14 protein-coding genes and 4 tRNA genes are annotated in these 17,105 nt (G+C 67.1%); 10 read left to right on the plus strand and 8 right to left on the minus strand.

The window, feature by feature from the left end; translation table 11 throughout:
- Positions 1–77: 77 nt before the first annotated feature.
- The gene (locus BUR99_RS03200; RefSeq protein WP_234980715.1) at positions 78–1,262 is read left to right on the plus strand and encodes an alpha/beta hydrolase family protein; all 1,185 of its coding nucleotides are present in this window, start codon (positions 78–80) and stop codon (positions 1,260–1,262) included.
- 19 nt (positions 1,263–1,281) lie between these two features.
- On the opposite strand, the gene BUR99_RS03205 is transcribed toward BUR99_RS03200, so the two are convergent.
- Both BUR99_RS03205 and BUR99_RS03210 read right to left on the minus strand, forming a co-directional pair.
- A complete protein-coding gene (locus BUR99_RS03205) occupies positions 1,282–1,719 on the minus strand; it encodes a SufE family protein (RefSeq protein ID WP_074258889.1) in 438 nt (145 codons plus the stop codon).
- Positions 1,720–1,766: 47 nt separating this feature from the next.
- Entirely contained in the window at positions 1,767–2,666 is a 900-nt protein-coding gene (locus tag BUR99_RS03210; protein WP_074258890.1) for a sulfurtransferase, read from the minus strand.
- A 151-nt stretch (positions 2,667–2,817) separates the two neighbouring features.
- Between BUR99_RS03210 and zapE the strand changes: the two genes are divergently transcribed.
- The 3 genes from zapE (at position 2,818) to BUR99_RS03225 (ending at position 5,963) form a co-directional block, all read left to right on the plus strand.
- Positions 2,818–3,873 carry a cell division protein ZapE gene (zapE, locus tag BUR99_RS03215; RefSeq protein WP_074258891.1) on the plus strand — a complete coding sequence of 352 codons (1,056 nt, stop codon included), beginning with the start codon at positions 2,818–2,820 and terminating at the stop codon, positions 3,871–3,873.
- Positions 3,874–4,057: 184 nt separating this feature from the next.
- Positions 4,058–5,320 (plus strand): ammonium transporter, encoded by a 1,263-nt coding sequence (locus BUR99_RS03220; RefSeq protein WP_074258892.1) that lies wholly within the window; start codon positions 4,058–4,060, stop codon positions 5,318–5,320.
- 43 nt (positions 5,321–5,363) lie between these two features.
- Positions 5,364–5,963: a type II toxin-antitoxin system PemK/MazF family toxin gene (locus BUR99_RS03225; RefSeq protein WP_084183553.1), complete on the plus strand. Its 600-nt coding sequence runs from the start codon at positions 5,364–5,366 to the stop codon at positions 5,961–5,963.
- Positions 5,964–6,009: 46 nt separating this feature from the next.
- Here the strand turns inward: BUR99_RS03225 and BUR99_RS03230 are convergent, their stop codons facing one another.
- On the minus strand, positions 6,010–6,369 hold the full coding sequence (locus tag BUR99_RS03230; protein ID WP_074258893.1) for a VOC family protein: 360 nt from the start codon (positions 6,367–6,369) through the stop codon (positions 6,010–6,012).
- Positions 6,370–6,528: 159 nt separating this feature from the next.
- Positions 6,529–6,601, minus strand: a tRNA-Val gene (locus BUR99_RS03235).
- Positions 6,602–6,851: 250 nt separating this feature from the next.
- Here BUR99_RS03235 and BUR99_RS03240 point away from each other — a divergent pair.
- The 4 genes from BUR99_RS03240 to BUR99_RS03255 all read left to right on the plus strand — a co-directional run bounded on the left by BUR99_RS03240 (position 6,852) and on the right by BUR99_RS03255 (position 8,462).
- Positions 6,852–6,923 (plus strand) — tRNA-Gly (locus tag BUR99_RS03240).
- Positions 6,924–6,980: 57 nt separating this feature from the next.
- Positions 6,981–7,054 (plus strand) — tRNA-Cys (locus BUR99_RS03245).
- A gap of 25 nt (positions 7,055–7,079) precedes the next feature.
- Positions 7,080–7,154: transfer RNA gene (locus tag BUR99_RS03250), tRNA-Val, on the plus strand.
- A 240-nt stretch (positions 7,155–7,394) separates the two neighbouring features.
- On the plus strand, positions 7,395–8,462 hold the full coding sequence (locus BUR99_RS03255) for a hypothetical protein (RefSeq protein WP_074258894.1): 1,068 nt from the start codon (positions 7,395–7,397) through the stop codon (positions 8,460–8,462).
- An 898-nt stretch (positions 8,463–9,360) separates the two neighbouring features.
- On the opposite strand, the gene BUR99_RS03260 is transcribed toward BUR99_RS03255, so the two are convergent.
- Entirely contained in the window at positions 9,361–10,941 is a 1,581-nt protein-coding gene (locus tag BUR99_RS03260; protein ID WP_234980716.1) for a hypothetical protein, read from the minus strand.
- 553 nt (positions 10,942–11,494) lie between these two features.
- Positions 11,495–12,088: a hypothetical protein gene (locus BUR99_RS03265; RefSeq protein WP_074258895.1), complete on the minus strand. Its 594-nt coding sequence runs from the start codon at positions 12,086–12,088 to the stop codon at positions 11,495–11,497.
- Positions 12,089–12,255: 167 nt separating this feature from the next.
- Between BUR99_RS03265 and thrS the strand changes: the two genes are divergently transcribed.
- Together thrS and BUR99_RS03275 are read left to right on the plus strand one after the other, a co-directional pair.
- A complete protein-coding gene (thrS, locus tag BUR99_RS03270) occupies positions 12,256–14,154 on the plus strand; it encodes a threonine--tRNA ligase (protein ID WP_234980753.1) in 1,899 nt (632 codons plus the stop codon).
- The gene (locus tag BUR99_RS03275; RefSeq protein ID WP_074258897.1) at positions 14,151–14,714 is read left to right on the plus strand and encodes an HIT family protein; all 564 of its coding nucleotides are present in this window, start codon (positions 14,151–14,153) and stop codon (positions 14,712–14,714) included. The genes thrS and BUR99_RS03275 overlap by 4 nt, the downstream gene beginning before the upstream one ends.
- 88 nt (positions 14,715–14,802) lie before the next feature.
- Here BUR99_RS03275 and pdxY read toward each other — a convergent pair whose 3' ends face one another.
- Positions 14,803–15,654: a pyridoxal kinase PdxY gene (gene pdxY / locus BUR99_RS03280; protein ID WP_074258898.1), complete on the minus strand. Its 852-nt coding sequence runs from the start codon at positions 15,652–15,654 to the stop codon at positions 14,803–14,805.
- A gap of 50 nt (positions 15,655–15,704) precedes the next feature.
- Entirely contained in the window at positions 15,705–17,018 is a 1,314-nt protein-coding gene (locus tag BUR99_RS03285; protein ID WP_143231421.1) for an aminotransferase class I/II-fold pyridoxal phosphate-dependent enzyme, read from the minus strand.
- Positions 17,019–17,105: the final 87 nt, after the last annotated feature.

The following is a 17,105-nucleotide window of genomic DNA, read 5'->3' on the forward strand; positions in this document are numbered from 1 at the left end:
GGCACGCCGCGCCACCGGCACACGGTGACTGCTTCGGGAGGAAACGGATGCGTCGAAAGCCTGGTGCAGTTGCCACGATGGCGATCGCGGCTGGGGCCGTCGGGCTCATCGCCGTGACGATCGGGGCCGCCACCGCGGCCATGGCGGTGTTCTTCGCCCGCAAGGTGGTGACGCCGCCCGAGCGGCGCGAAGAAGACGTGCGCATCACGCGTGTCGACCTCGCCGCGGGCGAGATCACGCTGGTCGGCTCCGAAGAGGCGCGCATGCGCGGCCGTTACGGCTTCTGGTTCGACCGCGAAGCGGGTCACGCCCGACTCGGCGACGTCATCGAGGACGGCGGGCGCGAAGTGCGGCGCAGCATCGAATCCGTCGACTTCGGTCGTCTCGACCGGGCGACGCGCGGCCGCTTCAACGGCTGGTACCACCTCGGCCCCTGGGAACTCGAGCTGCCGTATGAGAACGTCGTCGTCGAGACCGAGCTCGGCCCCGCGCCGGCATGGCTCGTCAGGGCGACGGATGACTCGACGCGCTGGGTCATCCAGGTGCACGGTCGCGGCGTGAGGCGACCCGAAGGGCTGCGCGCGGTGCCACCGGCGCACGACGCCGGCTGGAACTCCCTGTTGATCTCCTACCGCAACGACGGCGAGGCGCCCGAGAGCGAAGACCGCAGGTACGGCCTCGGCGGCACGGAGTGGGCCGATGTGGTCGCCGCTACCCGGTTCGCGGTCGAGCACGGCGCCGAGGAGATCGTGCTGATGGGCTGGTCGATGGGCGGCGCCATCTCGCTGCAGGCGGTGCTGCGATCGGCGGAGGTGCGGGAGCGGCTCGTCGGGGTGATGCTCGATTCACCCGCGATCGACTGGGCCGACATCCTCCGTTTCCAGGGACAGCTGAACAACCTGCCGCCCGAGTTCGGCGACCTCGTCGTGCGACTGCTCGGCGGACCGCTCGGCAGCGGCCTCACGGGCATCGGCGCACCGATCGACGTCGTGGAGCTCGACCCGATCGCCCGGGCCGACGAGTTCGACGTGCCGATGCTGCTCATGCACAGCGTCGACGACGGCTTCGTTCCGATCGACGGCTCTCGCCGTTTCGCCGCGGCCCGCCCCGACCTGATCGAGTTCGAGGTCTTCGAGGGCGCCCGGCACACGAAACTCTGGAACGCCGAGCCAGAGCGGTGGACGGGGCTCGTGCGGTCGTGGCTCGAGCGACGCACCGAGAGCGCAGCCCGCATGGGCGACGAGGCGCAGATCGCGGGCTGACCCGCAGGCGCCGTAGTGCCTATGCGGCGACGCGCTCGCGCACCTGGCGCTTGATGCGGCCGAGCATGCCGGTCATGCCGCGGACGCGGAGGGGCGACACCGCCTCGCCGAGGCCGAGCGACTGCGGGTAGTCGGCGGGCACGTCGAGCACCTCATCGGCGGTCAGCCCGTCGAGACCCTGCACGAGGATCGAGGCGAACCCGCGCGTGGTCGGCGACTCGGCCGGTGCCGTGGCGTACAGGTGCACGCGCCCCTCTGCGACCTCGGTGAAGATGAACACCGGCGACTGGCACTCCTCGACCCGTTCGAACAGGTCGGGGTGGTCGGCGTAGCGCTCGGGCAGTTCGGGCAGCTCGTTCGAGAACTCGAGCAGCAGTTGCAGGCGGTCGCGCACGCCGAGTGCGAGGAAATCGTCGCGGGTCTCGGCGAGCCGTGCGGGCAGGGTCGTCGCGTTCATCGGAATCCATTCTCCCATGTCGTCGCGCCGCCCCGCCCGTCGCAGCGTCAGCGGGTGGGCGCCTCGCCGCGAGCCTCGCCGGTGACGATCGGCACGCGAACGGCGCTGCCCCACTCGGTCCACGAGCCGTCGTAGTTGCGAACCTTCTCGAAGCCGAGCAGGTGGTTCAGCACGAACCAGGTGTGGCTCGACCGCTCGCCGATGCGGCAGTAGGCGATGATGTCGTCGCCGTCGACGAGGCCGACCTCGTCGCGGTAGATCGCGTCGAGCTCGGCGCGGGACTTGAACGTGCCGTCGGATGCCGCGGCACGAGCCCAGGGCACGGATGCCGCGGTCGGGATGTGGCCCGCACGCAGGGCGCCCTCTTCAGGGTAGGCGGGTGCGGTCGTCCGCTCGCCGCTGTACTCCTCGGGGGAGCGCACGTCGACGAGCGGGTTGCCGAAGTGGGCGAGCACGTCGTCTTTGTAGGCGCGCACGACACTGTCGTCGCGCTCGACGACGGGGTACTCGACCGGCGTCACCTCGGGGGCCGCCGTCGTGAGCTCCCGGCCCTCGGCGATCCAGAGATCGCGGCCGCCGTCGAGGAGGCGCACGTCCTCATGGCCGAAGAGGGTGAAGACCCAGAGCGCGTACGCGGCCCACCAGTTGTTCTTGTCGCCGTAGATCACGACGGTCGTGTCGCGAGCGATGCCCTTCGAGCCGGCCAGGGCGGCGAACTGCTCGCCGTTCACGTAGTCGCGAACGACCGGGTCGTTGAGGTCGAGGTGCCAGTCGATCTTCACGGCGCCGGGGATGTGCCCGGTCTCGTAGAGCAGCACGTCCTCATCCGATTCGACGACGACCAGCCCCGGTTCGCCGAGGTGCTCGGCGAGCCATTCGGTGGTGACGAGACGCTCGGGGTGGGCGTACTCGGCGAGCTTCTCAGCGGCGTCGAACTCGGCGGACATGGGGTACCTCCTGGGATCGCCTGGTCGGCGGGGGTTCGAGGGGAGCGGACTAGGCTGATCACCTGTCCACCACGAATCTACGCGGCGCGCGGGGCGAAGTCACAAGCCCTGTCATCCGATGCAACAGATGCACACCGGGAGCTCCTCCAGCATGACCACGGCATCGAGCCAGCCACTCATCCGTCTCGTCGAGAGGAACCCGTCGATCTCGGGGGCCGAGATCGCCGCCGAGCTCTCGCCGCCGCCGCAGTTCGAGCACGCGTCGTTCGAGTCGTACCGACCCGACCCCGACTTCCCCTCGCAGCAGGCCGCGCTCGACCGCCTCAAGGAGTTCGCCGGTGCGTGGCGCGCTGCGCAGCGTCCGGGCGGGTTCTTCTCCCGCAAGCGTCCCGCGCGCATCGAGCTGCCCGGCGTGTATCTCGACGGCGGGTTCGGCGTCGGCAAGACCCACCTGCTGGCCGCCCTCTGGCATGTGGCGCACGGCCCGAAGTACTTCGGCACCTTCATCGAGTACACGGCCCTCGTGGGTGCGCTCGGCTATCAGCCGGCGGTCGAGCTGCTCCGGGGCGCGAAGCTCGTCTGCATCGACGAGTTCGAGCTCGACGACCCGGGCGACACGATGCTCATGACGCGATTCCTCGGCGAGCTCATGGCCGGCGGCACCCGCGTGGCCGCGACGTCGAACACGCCGCCGAACGCGCTCGGCGAGGGCCGCTTCGCCGCCTCCGACTTCCTCCGCGAGATCCACGCCCTCTCGTCGAACTTCGAGACCCTCCGCATCGACGGCCTGGACTACCGTCGCCGCGACACCGAGGGCCACGCCGAATCCCTCGCCGGCGATGCCGACGTCGCGCGCACGGCCGCAGCCCTCGCCGAGCGCGGCCACCGCATCTCGCTCGACGGGTTCGACGACCTCGTCGCGCATCTCGCGACCGTGCACCCCTCGAAGTACGTGAAGCTCGTGGCCGGCCTCGAGTTCATCGCCCTCGAGGGCGTGCACGAGCTCACCGACCAGAACGCGGCGCTGCGCCTCGTCGCCTTCATCGACCGCGTGTACGACGCCGAGGTGCCGATCATCGCGAGCGGCCTGCCGCTCGACGAGGTCTTCGGCGGCGACATGATGTCGGGCGGCTACCGCAAGAAGTACCTCCGGGCGATGTCGCGCATGATCGCGCTCACCACCGGCGAACTGCCCCCGCACGACTGACTCCCAGCTCATGTTCCCGCTCGCGCGCGATTCACATCGCTTGAGCGGCGCTGCGAAACGTGCTGTTTACCTGCGGGCCCCGCACGTAACAGACGCGAAACAGTAGACGGTCCCGCTCGAAACGTCCTCTCGTGAAACTTGGCGACACAGGTTCCCCCGCCTGTATTCCTGAGAGAGGTTCGAGATGGATCAAGGCAACACCGCGTTCCTATTGATCATGGCGGCCCTGGTGCTGCTCATGACCCCCGGACTCGCATTCTTCTACGGCGGGCTCGTCAAGGCGAAGAGCGTCATCAGCATGATGATGATGAGCTTCGGTGCGATCGGCCTCATCGGCGTCCTCTGGGTGCTGTACGGCTACGCCATCGCATTCCCCGGTTCTGAGGGTCTCGTCGCCCCCTGGTCCATCGACTGGTCGGCAATCGGCCTGACGAGCCTGCTCGAGACGCCCGAGGGCGCCGCGTACCCGCCGCTCGCGTTCGTGGCCTTCCAGGCAACGTTCGCGATCATCACGGTCGCGCTCATCTCGGGTGCCATCGCCGACCGCGCGAAGTTCGGCGCCTGGATGATCTTCGCCGCGATCTGGGCGACGATCGTCTACTTCCCGGTCGCGAGCTGGGTCTTCAACTTCGGTCTCGCCGACGACGGCTCGTTCGCCTACGGCGGCTGGACCACGTTCGGCATGCAGGAGGCCTTCGGCGTCGGCGTCATCGACTTCGCCGGCGGCACCGCGGTGCACATCAACGCCGGCGCGGCAGCCCTCGCCCTGGCGCTCGTGCTCGGAAAGCGCGTCGGCTTCTCGAAGGGCGCCCACGTTCCGCACAACCCGCCGTTCGTACTGCTCGGCGCCGGCCTCCTCTGGTTCGGCTGGTTCGGCTTCAACGCGGGCTCCGAGCTCGCCGCAGACGGCACCGCGGCCCTCGCCTGGGTCAACACCCTGGCGGCCCCTGCAGCAGCGCTGCTGGCCTGGCTTCTCGTCGAGAAGATCAAGGACGGCAAGCCCACGTCGGTCGGCGCGGCATCCGGTGCAGTGGCCGGTCTCGTGGCCATCACTCCCGCCTGCGCATCGCTGACGCCCGGCTGGGCGATCGTGCTCGGCCTCATCGCCGGCGCGGTCTGCGCCCTCGCGATCGACCTGAAGTTCAAGTTCGGCTTCGACGACTCGCTCGACGTCGTGGGCATCCACCTCGTCGGCGGTCTCATCGGAACGCTGTACCTCGGCTTCTTCGCCAACAACACGGGCCTCATCTACAGCGGTGACCCGACCCAGCTGATGGTGCAGGCGATCGCAGCCTTCACGGTGCTCGCCTACTCGTTCGTGCTCGCCTTCATCATCGGCACGATCATCCAGAAGACGATGGGCTTCCGGGTGACCAATGAGGACGAGATCGCGGGCGTCGACACCGTGCTCCACGGAGAGGACGCGTACAAGCTCGAGTCCGTCTGAACCTGACGGAATCACCGCGAGGGCGGTGGGGTAGTGTGCCGGTGTGTCAGACACCAATCGCTTCCTCACCGCCCTCGTCCGCGTCGTCGGGGCGCTGCTCGGGTCGGGCTCGTCCAAGGCGGCGGTCGGCCGGTCGTCGGGTGAGTCGCGGCCTCAGCAGGGCGGCACGACGCGAACAGCGGATGCATCCGGGCCTGCGTCGATCTCGACCGACACGCTGTCTCCGGGGCAGGCGGGGGAGTCCGCGACGATCGAGGTGGACCCGCGTCGTCTCCGCGCGGTCGAGCTGGGCTATTCGCCGTCTCGCGACGGCGAGCCCGACCCGGGCGAGGTCGTGTGGACATGGGTGCCCTACGAGGAGAACGACGGGCGCGGCAAGGACCGCCCGGTCGTCGTCGTCGCGGCATCCGGAGCCGGCGACTACCTGGCGGTGCAGCTCACCAGCAAGGCCCACGACGGCGATCGCGACTTCGTGTCGCTCGGCACCGGCCCCTGGGACGGCGAGGGCCGACCGAGCTGGGCGCGCATCGACCGGGTGTTCCGCGTGCGGGCCGGTGGCATGCGCCGCGAGGCGGCCTCCCTCGATGCTGAGCGTTACGGCCGCGTGGCCGCTGCGCTCGACGAGCGGTACGGCTGGCGTTGAGGCCCGAGCGCTTCTGAGCAGGCGCCGGCACTCGGAGCGACCCGCCCTAAGCCCGTGGGGGCCGATGAAGCCCGAACGGAGACCCCTGATCGTCGCGACACAGGCGGAACTCGCCGAACGTCGCCATGGTCTCCTCGTCGTCGGCGCCCGGGAGCGATTCGACGGTGCCGCCGAGTCGTTCGACGGCAGCGACCGCGGCGTCCAGATCCTCGACCCTGAAGAAGACATAGGGGGCGGCGCCGGGATCGCCGCCGTGCACGCCGGCCGGGACTCCGGCTCCGGTGACCGCGTATCCGTCGCCGCCCGGCCCCGATTCGAAGGTCCAGCCGAAGAGCTTGCCGTAGAAGCTGCGTGCCGTCATGGCATCCGCAGCCCCGAACTCGATGAATGAGACTTCGCCCGACATGGTTCCCCCTCGCCTCGACGCGTGGATACGGCACACGGTAGTCGGCGGCGGGAGTGGCCACAACGGGGCCCGACGGTCGGTCGGCGCGGCTCGGCGGAGACCCGCAACGGGCGCAGCTCCCGGAAACGAAGAAAGCCCCCTGTGGAGAGGGGGCTTTCGTGGGCGATGCCGGGCTCGAACCGACGACCTCTTCCGTGTGAAGGAAGCGCGCTACCAGCTGCGCCAATCGCCCATGTGGGATTTGCGAGCCACGCGAGGTGACCGCGGACTCGATACTAGCCGACCGAGGAGGGTGAATGCACATCGAGCGAAGGCGGAGCGGTCGGCGTGGGCCCGGAGGAGCCTCGAAGCCCCTCGACACGCCCGGGATGCGGGGGTGGATTCGGCCCGTGATCAGCGCGAATCCACCGCTGGACCCCGTCAGTTTGTGAATCGTTCAGGGAATCAGTTAGAGTCTTCATGCACGCAGAAATGCGAGCAACGCGGATGTGGCGCAGTGGTAGCGCATCACCTTGCCAAGGTGAGGGTCGCGAGTTCGAATCTCGTCATCCGCTCTGATCAGGATGGGGCGAAAGCCCCATTCCTGTTCTTTTGGTGGTGAACCCAGACACGGTGGATTGGCCGAGAGGCGAGGCAGCGGCCTGCAAAGCCGTATACACGGGTTCGAATCCCGTATCCACCTCCAAGCTGAGAACTTCCATTCTCGCCTTGGGCGATTGGCGCAGCGGTAGCGCGCTTCCCTGACACGGAAGAGGTCACTGGTTCGATCCCAGTATCGCCCACCACAAGACCCCCGGATTTCCGGGGGTCTTTTTCGTTCCCCTGAGCCGCGTGCTAGATACGTGCTACAGAGTCCCTAATGGCGGGTTCATTTGACCCCGTGTTGGACGCACGGAATAGGCGGGTTCGTACTCATGGCCCCTGCTGTGCAGAACACAGTCGAGCGGCTCCGCGGTCGCAAGGTGTCGCGCTGATAATCCGGCGTGCTCGCCAGTGATCACTTGCTGTGCTCGTAGCATTCCTTCATGGTCGCCCGTGCAGAGATGTTAGCCGCCCAGATCTTCACTGCCCGACAGATGATCGACGATGGAACGGTTGCGGACCTTCGCGTTGCGATCATCCTGCTGGACAGTGCCATGGAGACACTGATGGTTCGTCGGATTTCCTACGAACTCCAAGCGCACCGATACGGCGAGTCGCACTGGTGGAACGAAACTGCCCCGGTGCCGATTGATCTCACCGATCCCGGTCAGCTGAAAAGAGTCCAGACGGAAACGGGCACGGTCTTGATCAACTGGTCGTTTACCAGCTCTCAGCGGTCGAGACTCGATCGGCAGTTTCGTACCAAGTTGGAATTTCTCGTCTGGCTGGGCATCCTGGACCCTCACGTGCTACCGATCGCGCATCGACTCCACGAGTATCGCAACGAGCTGTATCACCGTGATGAGATCCGGCTCGGCTCGCTCCTCGTAACGGCCCACCTGTCTCTTTCCATCGTGGCTGAAATGCTGCGATCGTTGCGCCCTTCATTCATCGGCTTTGGTCCGGATAGCGAACAGTCCATGGAGCGTATCTATGAACGAATGGGCCGAGCCTACGAGCGACACGACGGACTAGCGCATCCCGACTACGGTTTCGATCTGCAGGACATCATGGCCGACGAACTGGTACGCGGCCTCGATGAGCAACTGGGGGAATCTCCTGTGGCTCTGGCCGATTACGTGACGGACCGAATTCGTCGGATCGCCAGCTTGATCCGGTTCGTCGGCGACTATGTCTTCAAAGGGGAGTCCTTCGACAATCTCGACGTAATTCGTCTCGCATACTCGACGTATCCAGTACCGCTCTACGAACTCGCGTTCGTCGGAACGTCGATTTCGATTGAGGAGCTGCGACGTGAGCGAACATCCGTTACACGTGCCATGTTGGCCGAGTGGGACAGCTTCCCGACCCGGATCGCTGAGGCGGCCTCTCCGTATGACGCGCTGAATGTGTTCGCGGAATTCGAGTTGAGCTATGAGCCTTTTGAAGAGAAGATCTCCGACTTGGCATCCGAAGTTGACGGGGCGCTTGACATGCTCAGGGACCGCTGACTCGAATCTTGTCGAAAAGCGCGGGTTGCTGGATAGTGCGGTCGTTGGCTATGAAGACGCCAGCAAGACTTGAAAACCCGTACCAAATTCCAGGCGCTATAAGGGTACCGGTCAAGCGGGGCTGGGGGCACTGAAGCAGCGGTTCACTGCCGGGGGGCTCTGCCAGTCTTGCCGAGGCCAATGACATTCGGAATCGTGCCGAAACGTCGTCGTTCCGATTCAGGTTTCGGGTGGGATTGGATCTCACTTCCGCAAGGTCAGCCAGAGCCGTAGCAACTCCTTGCAGAGCCAAGAACTGGCGCGGTTCACCCCGCCTTACCGCGCGACACTCTCGGCGCCGAGCCAATGACTCGTTAATGAGCGCCACAGCGACTCCAGGAATCGCGGCGAGCGCAACTCCGCCAATTACCGGCATCGCGGGCGCAATCCATGCGATGAATTCGTCCACGAGCACAGTATGGGCGGCAGGGAGCGAGAAGTCGCCGCAAAACACATACGGGTGGTCTCTTCTGCCGGAAATTGTCCAGGCGGATGAGGCGAATTTCGTCGTCCCGGTGACGCACGCAGCGGTCCGACGCTCTCCCGGGGCTCCAGAATTTCAAGCGTCGCCCTAGTCGTCGCGGCGAGCGGGCACGCTCGCCGCGCACGCTGACGAGTGCTGAAGGGGTGTCGTCGGTGACCCTGGACGATGAGCTTGTGCCTCAGCTGCGACCTGTGCCGCCGCTGACGCGATATGGACGGCCACGGTGGGCGTTCTAGCACGAGGCAGAGCATGATCTGCATCATGCATCACCAGATCCTCGGAGCTCTGTCGTTGAGGAAACTGTTCGACCGGACGGGGCGGCGGTGTCGGCGAATTGGTCGCTCAAACGAGGGCACAATTCGGTTGCAGAGTGCTCTAGTTGGTCGACTTGTTAGGCACCAGATAATGGGGGCCGACCAAACCGACGTGGACCATCTTGGTCGCCCCGTTCGTGTCGTCGTAGAAGTAGACGCGAGGAGCGAGGGGCCCCCCGCCCTCCGAGATCTTCAGATGTGCGAGCATCTTGATTTCTCCCGACTCCTCGACTCGCGGGTCAACCTTGAACTCCCGCGACCGGCTGAGGGTGTTCTGGACATAGTCACTCTCGGTCATGGAGAGCTTTTTGCTCGTAGCCGGCCACCCCAGCACCGGCCCCGATGCGCACCACTCCCAGAAGCCGCCAGCGTCCCAGCCACTTGCACGGTCTTCTGCGTAGGCAGCAAGCGCCCGCAGTCCGCGCCACGTGGTGTTCCCCCAGGCGAACGCATTCGGGGCGGTGTCGATGTCTTCGAGGTCCCGAACCGCCGAGTCAGGCAAGGCGAGCCAGCGTGTTAGGTACGTCTGCGCGGCGAGGGTGGCCTCGGATGTGTCTTGCACCTCGTCGGGAATCGACGTCGTGTCTTCGTGTTTCGTCCCCCAGAGCACGTCAGCGAGCCCGCGCGAGATCAATCCCTCCTTGAGCCGCGCAAGGTGGCCGTTGGCCGCGGCGAGCTCCTGCTGCAGGGCGCTGTGCTCGTCGCGAGCGAGTTCGCGCTCGAATTCCCACTCATCGCGCGCCTCCACGAGATCCGTGGCGGGGATCATGCCGTCGAGCGCATTGGCTGGCAGACCGTTTTGTTCACCGAACAACCCGAACACCCCGGGAACGCGGCGCCGAGCGGAGAGCTGGGTTACCGCGTACACGATGCGGTCGATCGTTGGCTGTCTCGCTTCATCGAACAGTGATCCGCGGTAGTACCGGTGCCGCCATCCTTCGGACTCGGCGGTGACGCGTCCCGGAGCGTAGACACGGACCCCGCCGCCCCAGATCGCGAGCCAGTCGAGCCTGCTCCGAAATGCAGTCACGGCTGCGTTGTCAAGTGTGATGACCACAGCCACGCCCTCTGTGCGCCGCGCGATCTTCTCCGCGTTCCAGAGCCATTCGTCGCCGCGTTCTCCGCCCGGCTGTGTGCAGACGATCACAGGCAGAACACGATTCGTGTCAGCCAGGAGGTCGACGAGGATGTCCATGCCGTTCGCCGGGATCGACAACGGCTCGGTGAGCAGCGTGAGGCTTCCCAGGCTCGGCTTCTTGGATACCGTCAGAAGCTCGTGAACGACCCACGGCCGGCCGACGGTCACCCGCTGCGTGAGGTCATCGGACTGCATGTGGTTCTCGACCAAGGTGTGCATGCCGGTGTCGTCCGCGACCACTCGGATCACGACCGTCCACTCGGCGGGATCGCCGGGAATCTGGTCGGTCACCGTGACCTCGAAGGCCTCTGCGCCGATCGGTCGATAGTCGACGCGGCGGTGGCGGTCCTGCGACACGACCAGTTCGGTCGGCGCAGTCTGGAGGGGCGCGGGTTCCGAGTTCTCCTGGGACCAGGCGGCGATGCGCACTTTCAGGCCTTCGAGCACTTGGTCAAGCTCTGACGTCGGCTTGTCAGACCAAGTCGCCCGGTAGAGAACCGTCATTGCAACCCCCTTCGGCCGCGGCGACGACCGCCTTGGCTCACGCTATGGACACCGAGAATGACTCTAGCGACAGCACCTGACGTGAGCGCGGTCGACTCGACCTCACGAGCAGGGCTCTTGCAGGGTGGCTCATCCCGAGCCGCAGGGAGGGTCGCGACTTCCCGCCCGAGCAAGGAGAAACGAGAGCCCCGGCCAAGAGCCGCGGTTCTCGTCTGGGTGTGGCTGCAGTCAGATCACTTCCAACGCCACGGCTCGCACGTCGTTCACATTGGAGTTCGGCGCCAGCACGACTGGATGAAGACATCGCTGCGTGAGCCAGAATGCAGGCGCATGGCAGGGCTCGAGCGCGTTCTGAACAGGGCCACGGCCTTCGGCCGGTAGAAGGGACGCGCGTTCCGCGCTTTGCGCGTTCGAGGGGCCAAGGGGAAAAGCGGGTGTGGCTAAAGGAGCAAGTACGACCGATTGCTAAACCCGCCACCGGCGTCGAGAGGTTTCGGCGCCCCGGCATCGCCTGGGGCCTTCGTCGTTTCCGGATGCTCTCGTCGTCGTCCGATCACCCCATTTGCTCGAACACGAGCGGGGGATAGGTGACGCGGGTCGTGTACCAGGCCCACGAGTCGCCCGCCGTCTGCTCGATGGCGGCCCAGCCGCCGTAGGCGGGCAGGTTCTTCAGGGTGAGGCTCACGGTCTGCTTGCCGCTCACGCTCCTGGGCCCGGCGCCGACGACGGTTCCGGATGCCGCATAGCCGCTCGCGTTCAGCGTCACGGGGGCCCCGGACTCCACCGAGAAGATGCAGACATAGGTGCCGACCCCGGTGATGCCGTAGGCGGCCGGCTCGAAGTGGATGGAGACCGCGGGGTTGCGGGTCGGCGATTCGCGGCGATCGAAGCCGGCATACGGCGTCACGGCGTCGGTCTGCATGATGGTGGGGCGGATGAGCGTGAGGTTGGTGCGTCCCTTGCCGACGGTGTGCACGGGGGAGAGGTGGTCGATCGGCGCCCAGAAGATCGGGCCGAGCACCAGCTCGCCGATCCGGTATTTCTCGGCCCACTCCTCGAGGCGGATGTCCGGCTCGAAGTCGGCGAATTCGACGACGCGCTCGTCGAACTCGCTGCGGGAGCCCAGTTCTTTCGATGTGTCATACATGAGGAAAACTCTAAAAGGATGACGCGGGAGCCGTCTCAGGGACAGCACCGAAGTGCCGGACGGGCGCGCCGCGGCGACTACAGTTGAAGGGTTCTGTAGACCGATTCAAGGAGTGGATTCAGGTGGCCGACGGCTTCGAGCTCTTCACCGACCGTTCCGTTGTCGCAATGCGCGTCAACGGCGAGCTCAAGGACCTCGCCACGACGGTCACGGACGAAGACGTGGTCGAACCCGTCACGATCGACTCGCCCGACGGCCTGAACATCCTGCGTCACTCGGCGGCACACGTGCTCGCGCAGGCGGTGCAGACGGTGAATCCCGAGGCGAAGCTCGGCATCGGCCCGCCCGTCACCGACGGTTTCTACTACGACTTCGACGTTGCCGATCCGTTCACCCCCGAAGATCTCAAGGCGCTCGACAAAGAGATGTCGCGCATCATCCGTGCCGGCCAGCGCTTCATGCGCCGGGTCGTCACCGACGACGAGGCGCGCGCCGAGCTCGCGAACGAGCCGTACAAGCTCGAGCTGATCGGCCTCAAGGGTTCGGCGTCGACCGGTGGCGACAACGAGAACGTCGAGGTCGGGGCCGGTGAGCTCACGATCTACGACAACGTCGACCCGAAGACCGGCGAGACCGTCTGGAAGGACCTCTGCCGCGGCCCGCACGTGCCGAGCACCCGCATGATCGGCAACGGCTGGTCGCTCATGCGCGTCGCTGCGGCCTACTGGCGCGGCTCCGAGAAGAACCCCCAGCTCCAGCGCATCTACGGCACCGCGTGGCCCACGAAAGACGAGCTGCGCGCGTACCAGCACCGACTCGAAGAAGCGGCTCGTCGTGACCACCGCAAGCTCGGCACCGAGCTCGACCTGTTCTCGTTCCCCGAAGAGATCGGCTCGGGCCTGCCGGTCTTCCACCCCAAGGGCGGTGTCGTCAAGCGCGAGATGGAGGACTACGTCCGCCGTCGTCACATCGAAGAGGGCTTCCAGTACGTCTCGACCCCGCACATCACGAAGGGGCACGTCTTCGAGCTGAGCGGTCACCTGCCGTACTACAAGGACACGATGTTCCCGCCGATGGAGCTCGAGAACTCCGAGTACTACCTCAAGGCGATGAACTGCCCGATGCAGAACCTCATCTACCGCTCGCGCGGCCGCTCGTACCGCGAGCTGCCGCTGCGGTTCTTCGAGTTCGGCACCGTGTACCGCTACGAGAAGTCGGGCGTCGTGCACGGGCTCACCCGTGTGCGCGGGCTCACGCAGGACGACTCGCACAGCTACGTGACCCCCGAGCAGGCGCCCGGTGAGATCCAGCACCTCCTCGACTTCGTGCTGGGCCTCCTCCGCGACTTCGGTCTCGACGACTTCTACCTCGAGCTGTCGACGCGCGACGCGAACTCCGACAAGTTCAAGGGCAGCGACGAGCAGTGGGAGGTCGCCACGAACGTGCTGCGCGACGTCGCCGAGCGCTCCGGCCTCGACCTCGTGCCCGACCCGGGCGGTGCCGCGTTCTACGGCCCGAAGATCTCCGTGCAGGCGCGTGACGCCATCGGCCGCACCTGGCAGATGTCGACGATCCAGTACGACTTCAACCAGCCCGAGGGCTTCGGACTCGAGTACACCGCTGCCGACGGCACGCACCAGCAGCCGGTCATGATCCACTCCGCGAAGTTCGGCTCGATCGAGCGCTTCTTCGGTGTGCTGATCGAGCACTACGCCGGTGCGTTCCCGGTGTGGCTCGCTCCCGTGCAGGTCGTGGGCATCCCCGTCGCCGAGGACTTCGCGCCCTACCTCGGCGCGATCATCGAGCAGCTGAAGGGCGCCGGCGTTCGCGCCGAGCTCGACGTGAGCGACGACCGCATGCAGAAGAAGATCCGCACGCACACCACCCAGAAGGTGCCGATCCAGCTCATCGCCGGCGACAACGACCGCTCGGGCGAGACGGTCAGCTTCCGCTTCCGCGACGGCACCCAGGAGAACGGCGTCGCGATCGCCGAGGCGGTCGAGCGCATCAAGCAGGTCATCGTGGAGCGTCGCCAGGTCGTCACTCGCGACGACCTGTTCGCATGAGCGCGTACCAGCCCGACGAGTTCGAGGGCGTGCCGACGGATGCCGCGGCCGACCTCGCCGGCGTTCCCGATGCGTTCCAGCGCCTCTGGACCCCGCACCGGCTGGTGTACATCCAGCACGGCCAGCAGCCCGACGAGCACTCGTGCCCGTTCTGCCGCGCCCCCGGGATGAGCGACGAGCAGTCGCTCATCGTCGCGCGCGGCACGCACGCGTTCGTGCTGCTGAACCTCTACCCGTACAACAGCGGGCACCTGCTCGTCTGCCCGTACCGCCACGTTGCGACGTACGACGAGGCGACGCCCGAAGAGGTCGCCGAGATCGGCGAGCTCACGCAGATCGCGATGCGGGTCGTGAAGCAGATCTCGAAGTGCGACGGCTTCAACATCGGCATGAACCAGGGCCGCATCGCGGGCGCGGGCATCGCCGAGCACCTGCACCAGCACATCGTGCCGCGCTGGGCGCTCGACTCGAACTTCTTCCCGATCATCGCCGGCACGAAGGCGCTGCCGCGCCTGCTCGGCGAGGTGCGCCAGGAGATCGCCGAGGCCTGGCCCGCCTGAGCGCCGCGCGTCGAAGCGAGCCAGGGCCCGAGCCGGATCCGTCGCAGCGCTCAGCGCGTTGCGACGGATCCGACCGGGGGAGGAACGGTCAGCGTACCTGGCGCACGGTGAACTGCAGGCTCGGGTTCGCGTAGAACTCTTGAGCCTCGACGAGCTGCAGCTCGCGCTCGCCCGAGGTGTGCGTGAGCGAGAGCAGGTCGAAGACGCTCGACGTGGCCCGAGCGAGCGCTTCGGCCGCGTCGCCCGTGCGGCGGTAGTGCGCCGTGAAGAGCGCTGCGGTGACGTCGCCCGAGCCGTTCGCCTTCATCGGCAGCAGCGGGGTCTGCACGATCCAGGCGCCCGCATCGTCGACGGCGAGCATCTCGATCGTGCCCTCCTCGCGGTCGGGCCGCTCCACGCTCGTCACGAGCACGGTGCGCGGGCCGGTGGCCCGCACGAGGTCGACCGAGGCGAGCGTGGACTCGAGCGTGTCGGGCTCGGTCTCGGTGAGGAAGCCCAGCTCGAACTGGTTCGGCGTGATGATGTCGGCCGCGGGAACCACGCGGTCACGCAGCAGGATCGGGATGGCAGGGGCCACGAAGCATCCGGATTTCGCATTGCCCATGACCGGGTCGCACGCGTAGACGGCATCGGGGTTCGCGGCCTTGACCCGCGAGACCGCATCGAGGATGACGTCGGCGATGCCCTCGCCGCCCTGGTAGCCCGAGAGCACGACGTCGATCTGCGGGAACACGCCGCGCTCCTCGATGCCCGTGATGACATCGCGCACGTCGTCGGGGCTGATCATCGGTCCGCGCCATGCGCCGTAGCCGGTGTGGTTCGAGAAGTTGACGGTGTAGACCGGCAACACCTCGACGCCGATGCGCTGCAGAGGGAAGACGGCGGCCGAGTTGCCGACATGACCGTAGGCGACCGCGGACTGGATCGAGAGAATCTTCACCGCTCGATCATCGCATCTCCGGCGTCGCTCCTCCGTCTGCGGCTCGGAGGCTAGCGGCGAACCGCTCGAACCGAGGCGCCCAGGTCGGCGGCCAGCTTCTGCAGATCGGCGTCGTCGAGTTCGTGCACGGTGAGGCGCAGGTGATCGGATGCCTCGGCGCCGAGTGCGAACTCGTCGCCGGGCCGTGCGAGCCACCCGCGACGCATGAGCTGCTCGGAGACCGCTCGGGCGGGCGCGCCGAGGGGCACCCAGACGTTCAGGCCGTCGCCGACCCTCGTCGGGACGCCCTCGGCGGTGAGCAGCTCGGCGAACGCGGCGTTGCGGGCGGCGTAGTGCTCTCCGGCCGCGCGGATGCCCGCTGCGACCTCGGGGTCGGTCGCGAGCGCGCGCACGAGTCGCTGCAGCAGGTGGCTCACCCACGTGGTGCCCGGGGTCAGTCGCATCGCGAGTCGGTCCGCGGTCTCGGGGTCGGAGGCCGTGACGGCGAGGCACATGTCGGGACCGAGGAACTTCGAGACCGAGCGCACGAGCGCCCAGCGCCGATGTTCGGCGCCGATCAGCGAGTGGTACGGCAGCTGCGAGAGCAGCGAGTAGTGGTCGTCTTCGATGACGAGCACGTAGGGGTGGTCGCGGAGGACGGCTCGCAGCTCGGCGGCGCGTCGCTCGGAGAGGCTCGCTCCCGTGGGATTCTGAGCGCGGGGCGTGCAGATGACGGCTCGCACGCCCTGCTCGAGCGCGGCTCGGAGGCCCTCGACGGTCATGCCCTCGTCGTCGATCGGCACCGGAACCGGGCGGTAGCCGGCGACGCGCACGGTGTGGATGCTCGTGAGGAAGCAGGGGTCTTCGAGGGCGACGGCGTCGTCGCGCGTGAGCGCCTGGGCGAGCAGGCGCTCGACGGCGTCACCGGCGCCGCTCGTCACGGTGAGCCGCATCGGGATCTCAGGCGGCAGGTCGGCGCTCATCCACTCCTGCGCCCATCGGGCCAGGTCGGGATCGATGACGGGTTCGCCGTACAGCACGGGGCGACGGGCGATGCTCGCGAGGGCGTGCGAAGGGTCGGGGATCCGCGCGGGATCGGGGTTGCCCGTGCCGATGTCGCGGAGCGCCGTGTCGGCGGCGAAGCCCTCCTGGGCGACCGCGGAACCGCCGGCCACGCGAGTGCCGCCTCGGCCCAGGGTGATCACGACGCCGGCATTCATCAACTGCCGGTAGGCCGAGACGGCGGTGTTCCGATTCACGCCGAGGTGCTCCGCCAGCGTGCGGACCGGCGGGAGGGCGTCGCCGGGACGCAGCGCGCCGCGCTCGATCAGCGTGCGCAGGCTGTCGGCGATCTCCGCCGCTGAGCGACCTTCGATGTCGATGATGGCGTACCGCCCTTCTTCGTGTCTGCGACCATGCTATCTTTTGGCCTAGGACAATAGTTCTGTTTGGTCTGTTCGATGCGCGGCAGA

This window comes from Agromyces cerinus subsp. cerinus (genome assembly GCF_900142065.1).
Classification (GTDB): domain Bacteria; phylum Actinomycetota; class Actinomycetes; order Actinomycetales; family Microbacteriaceae; genus Agromyces; species Agromyces cerinus.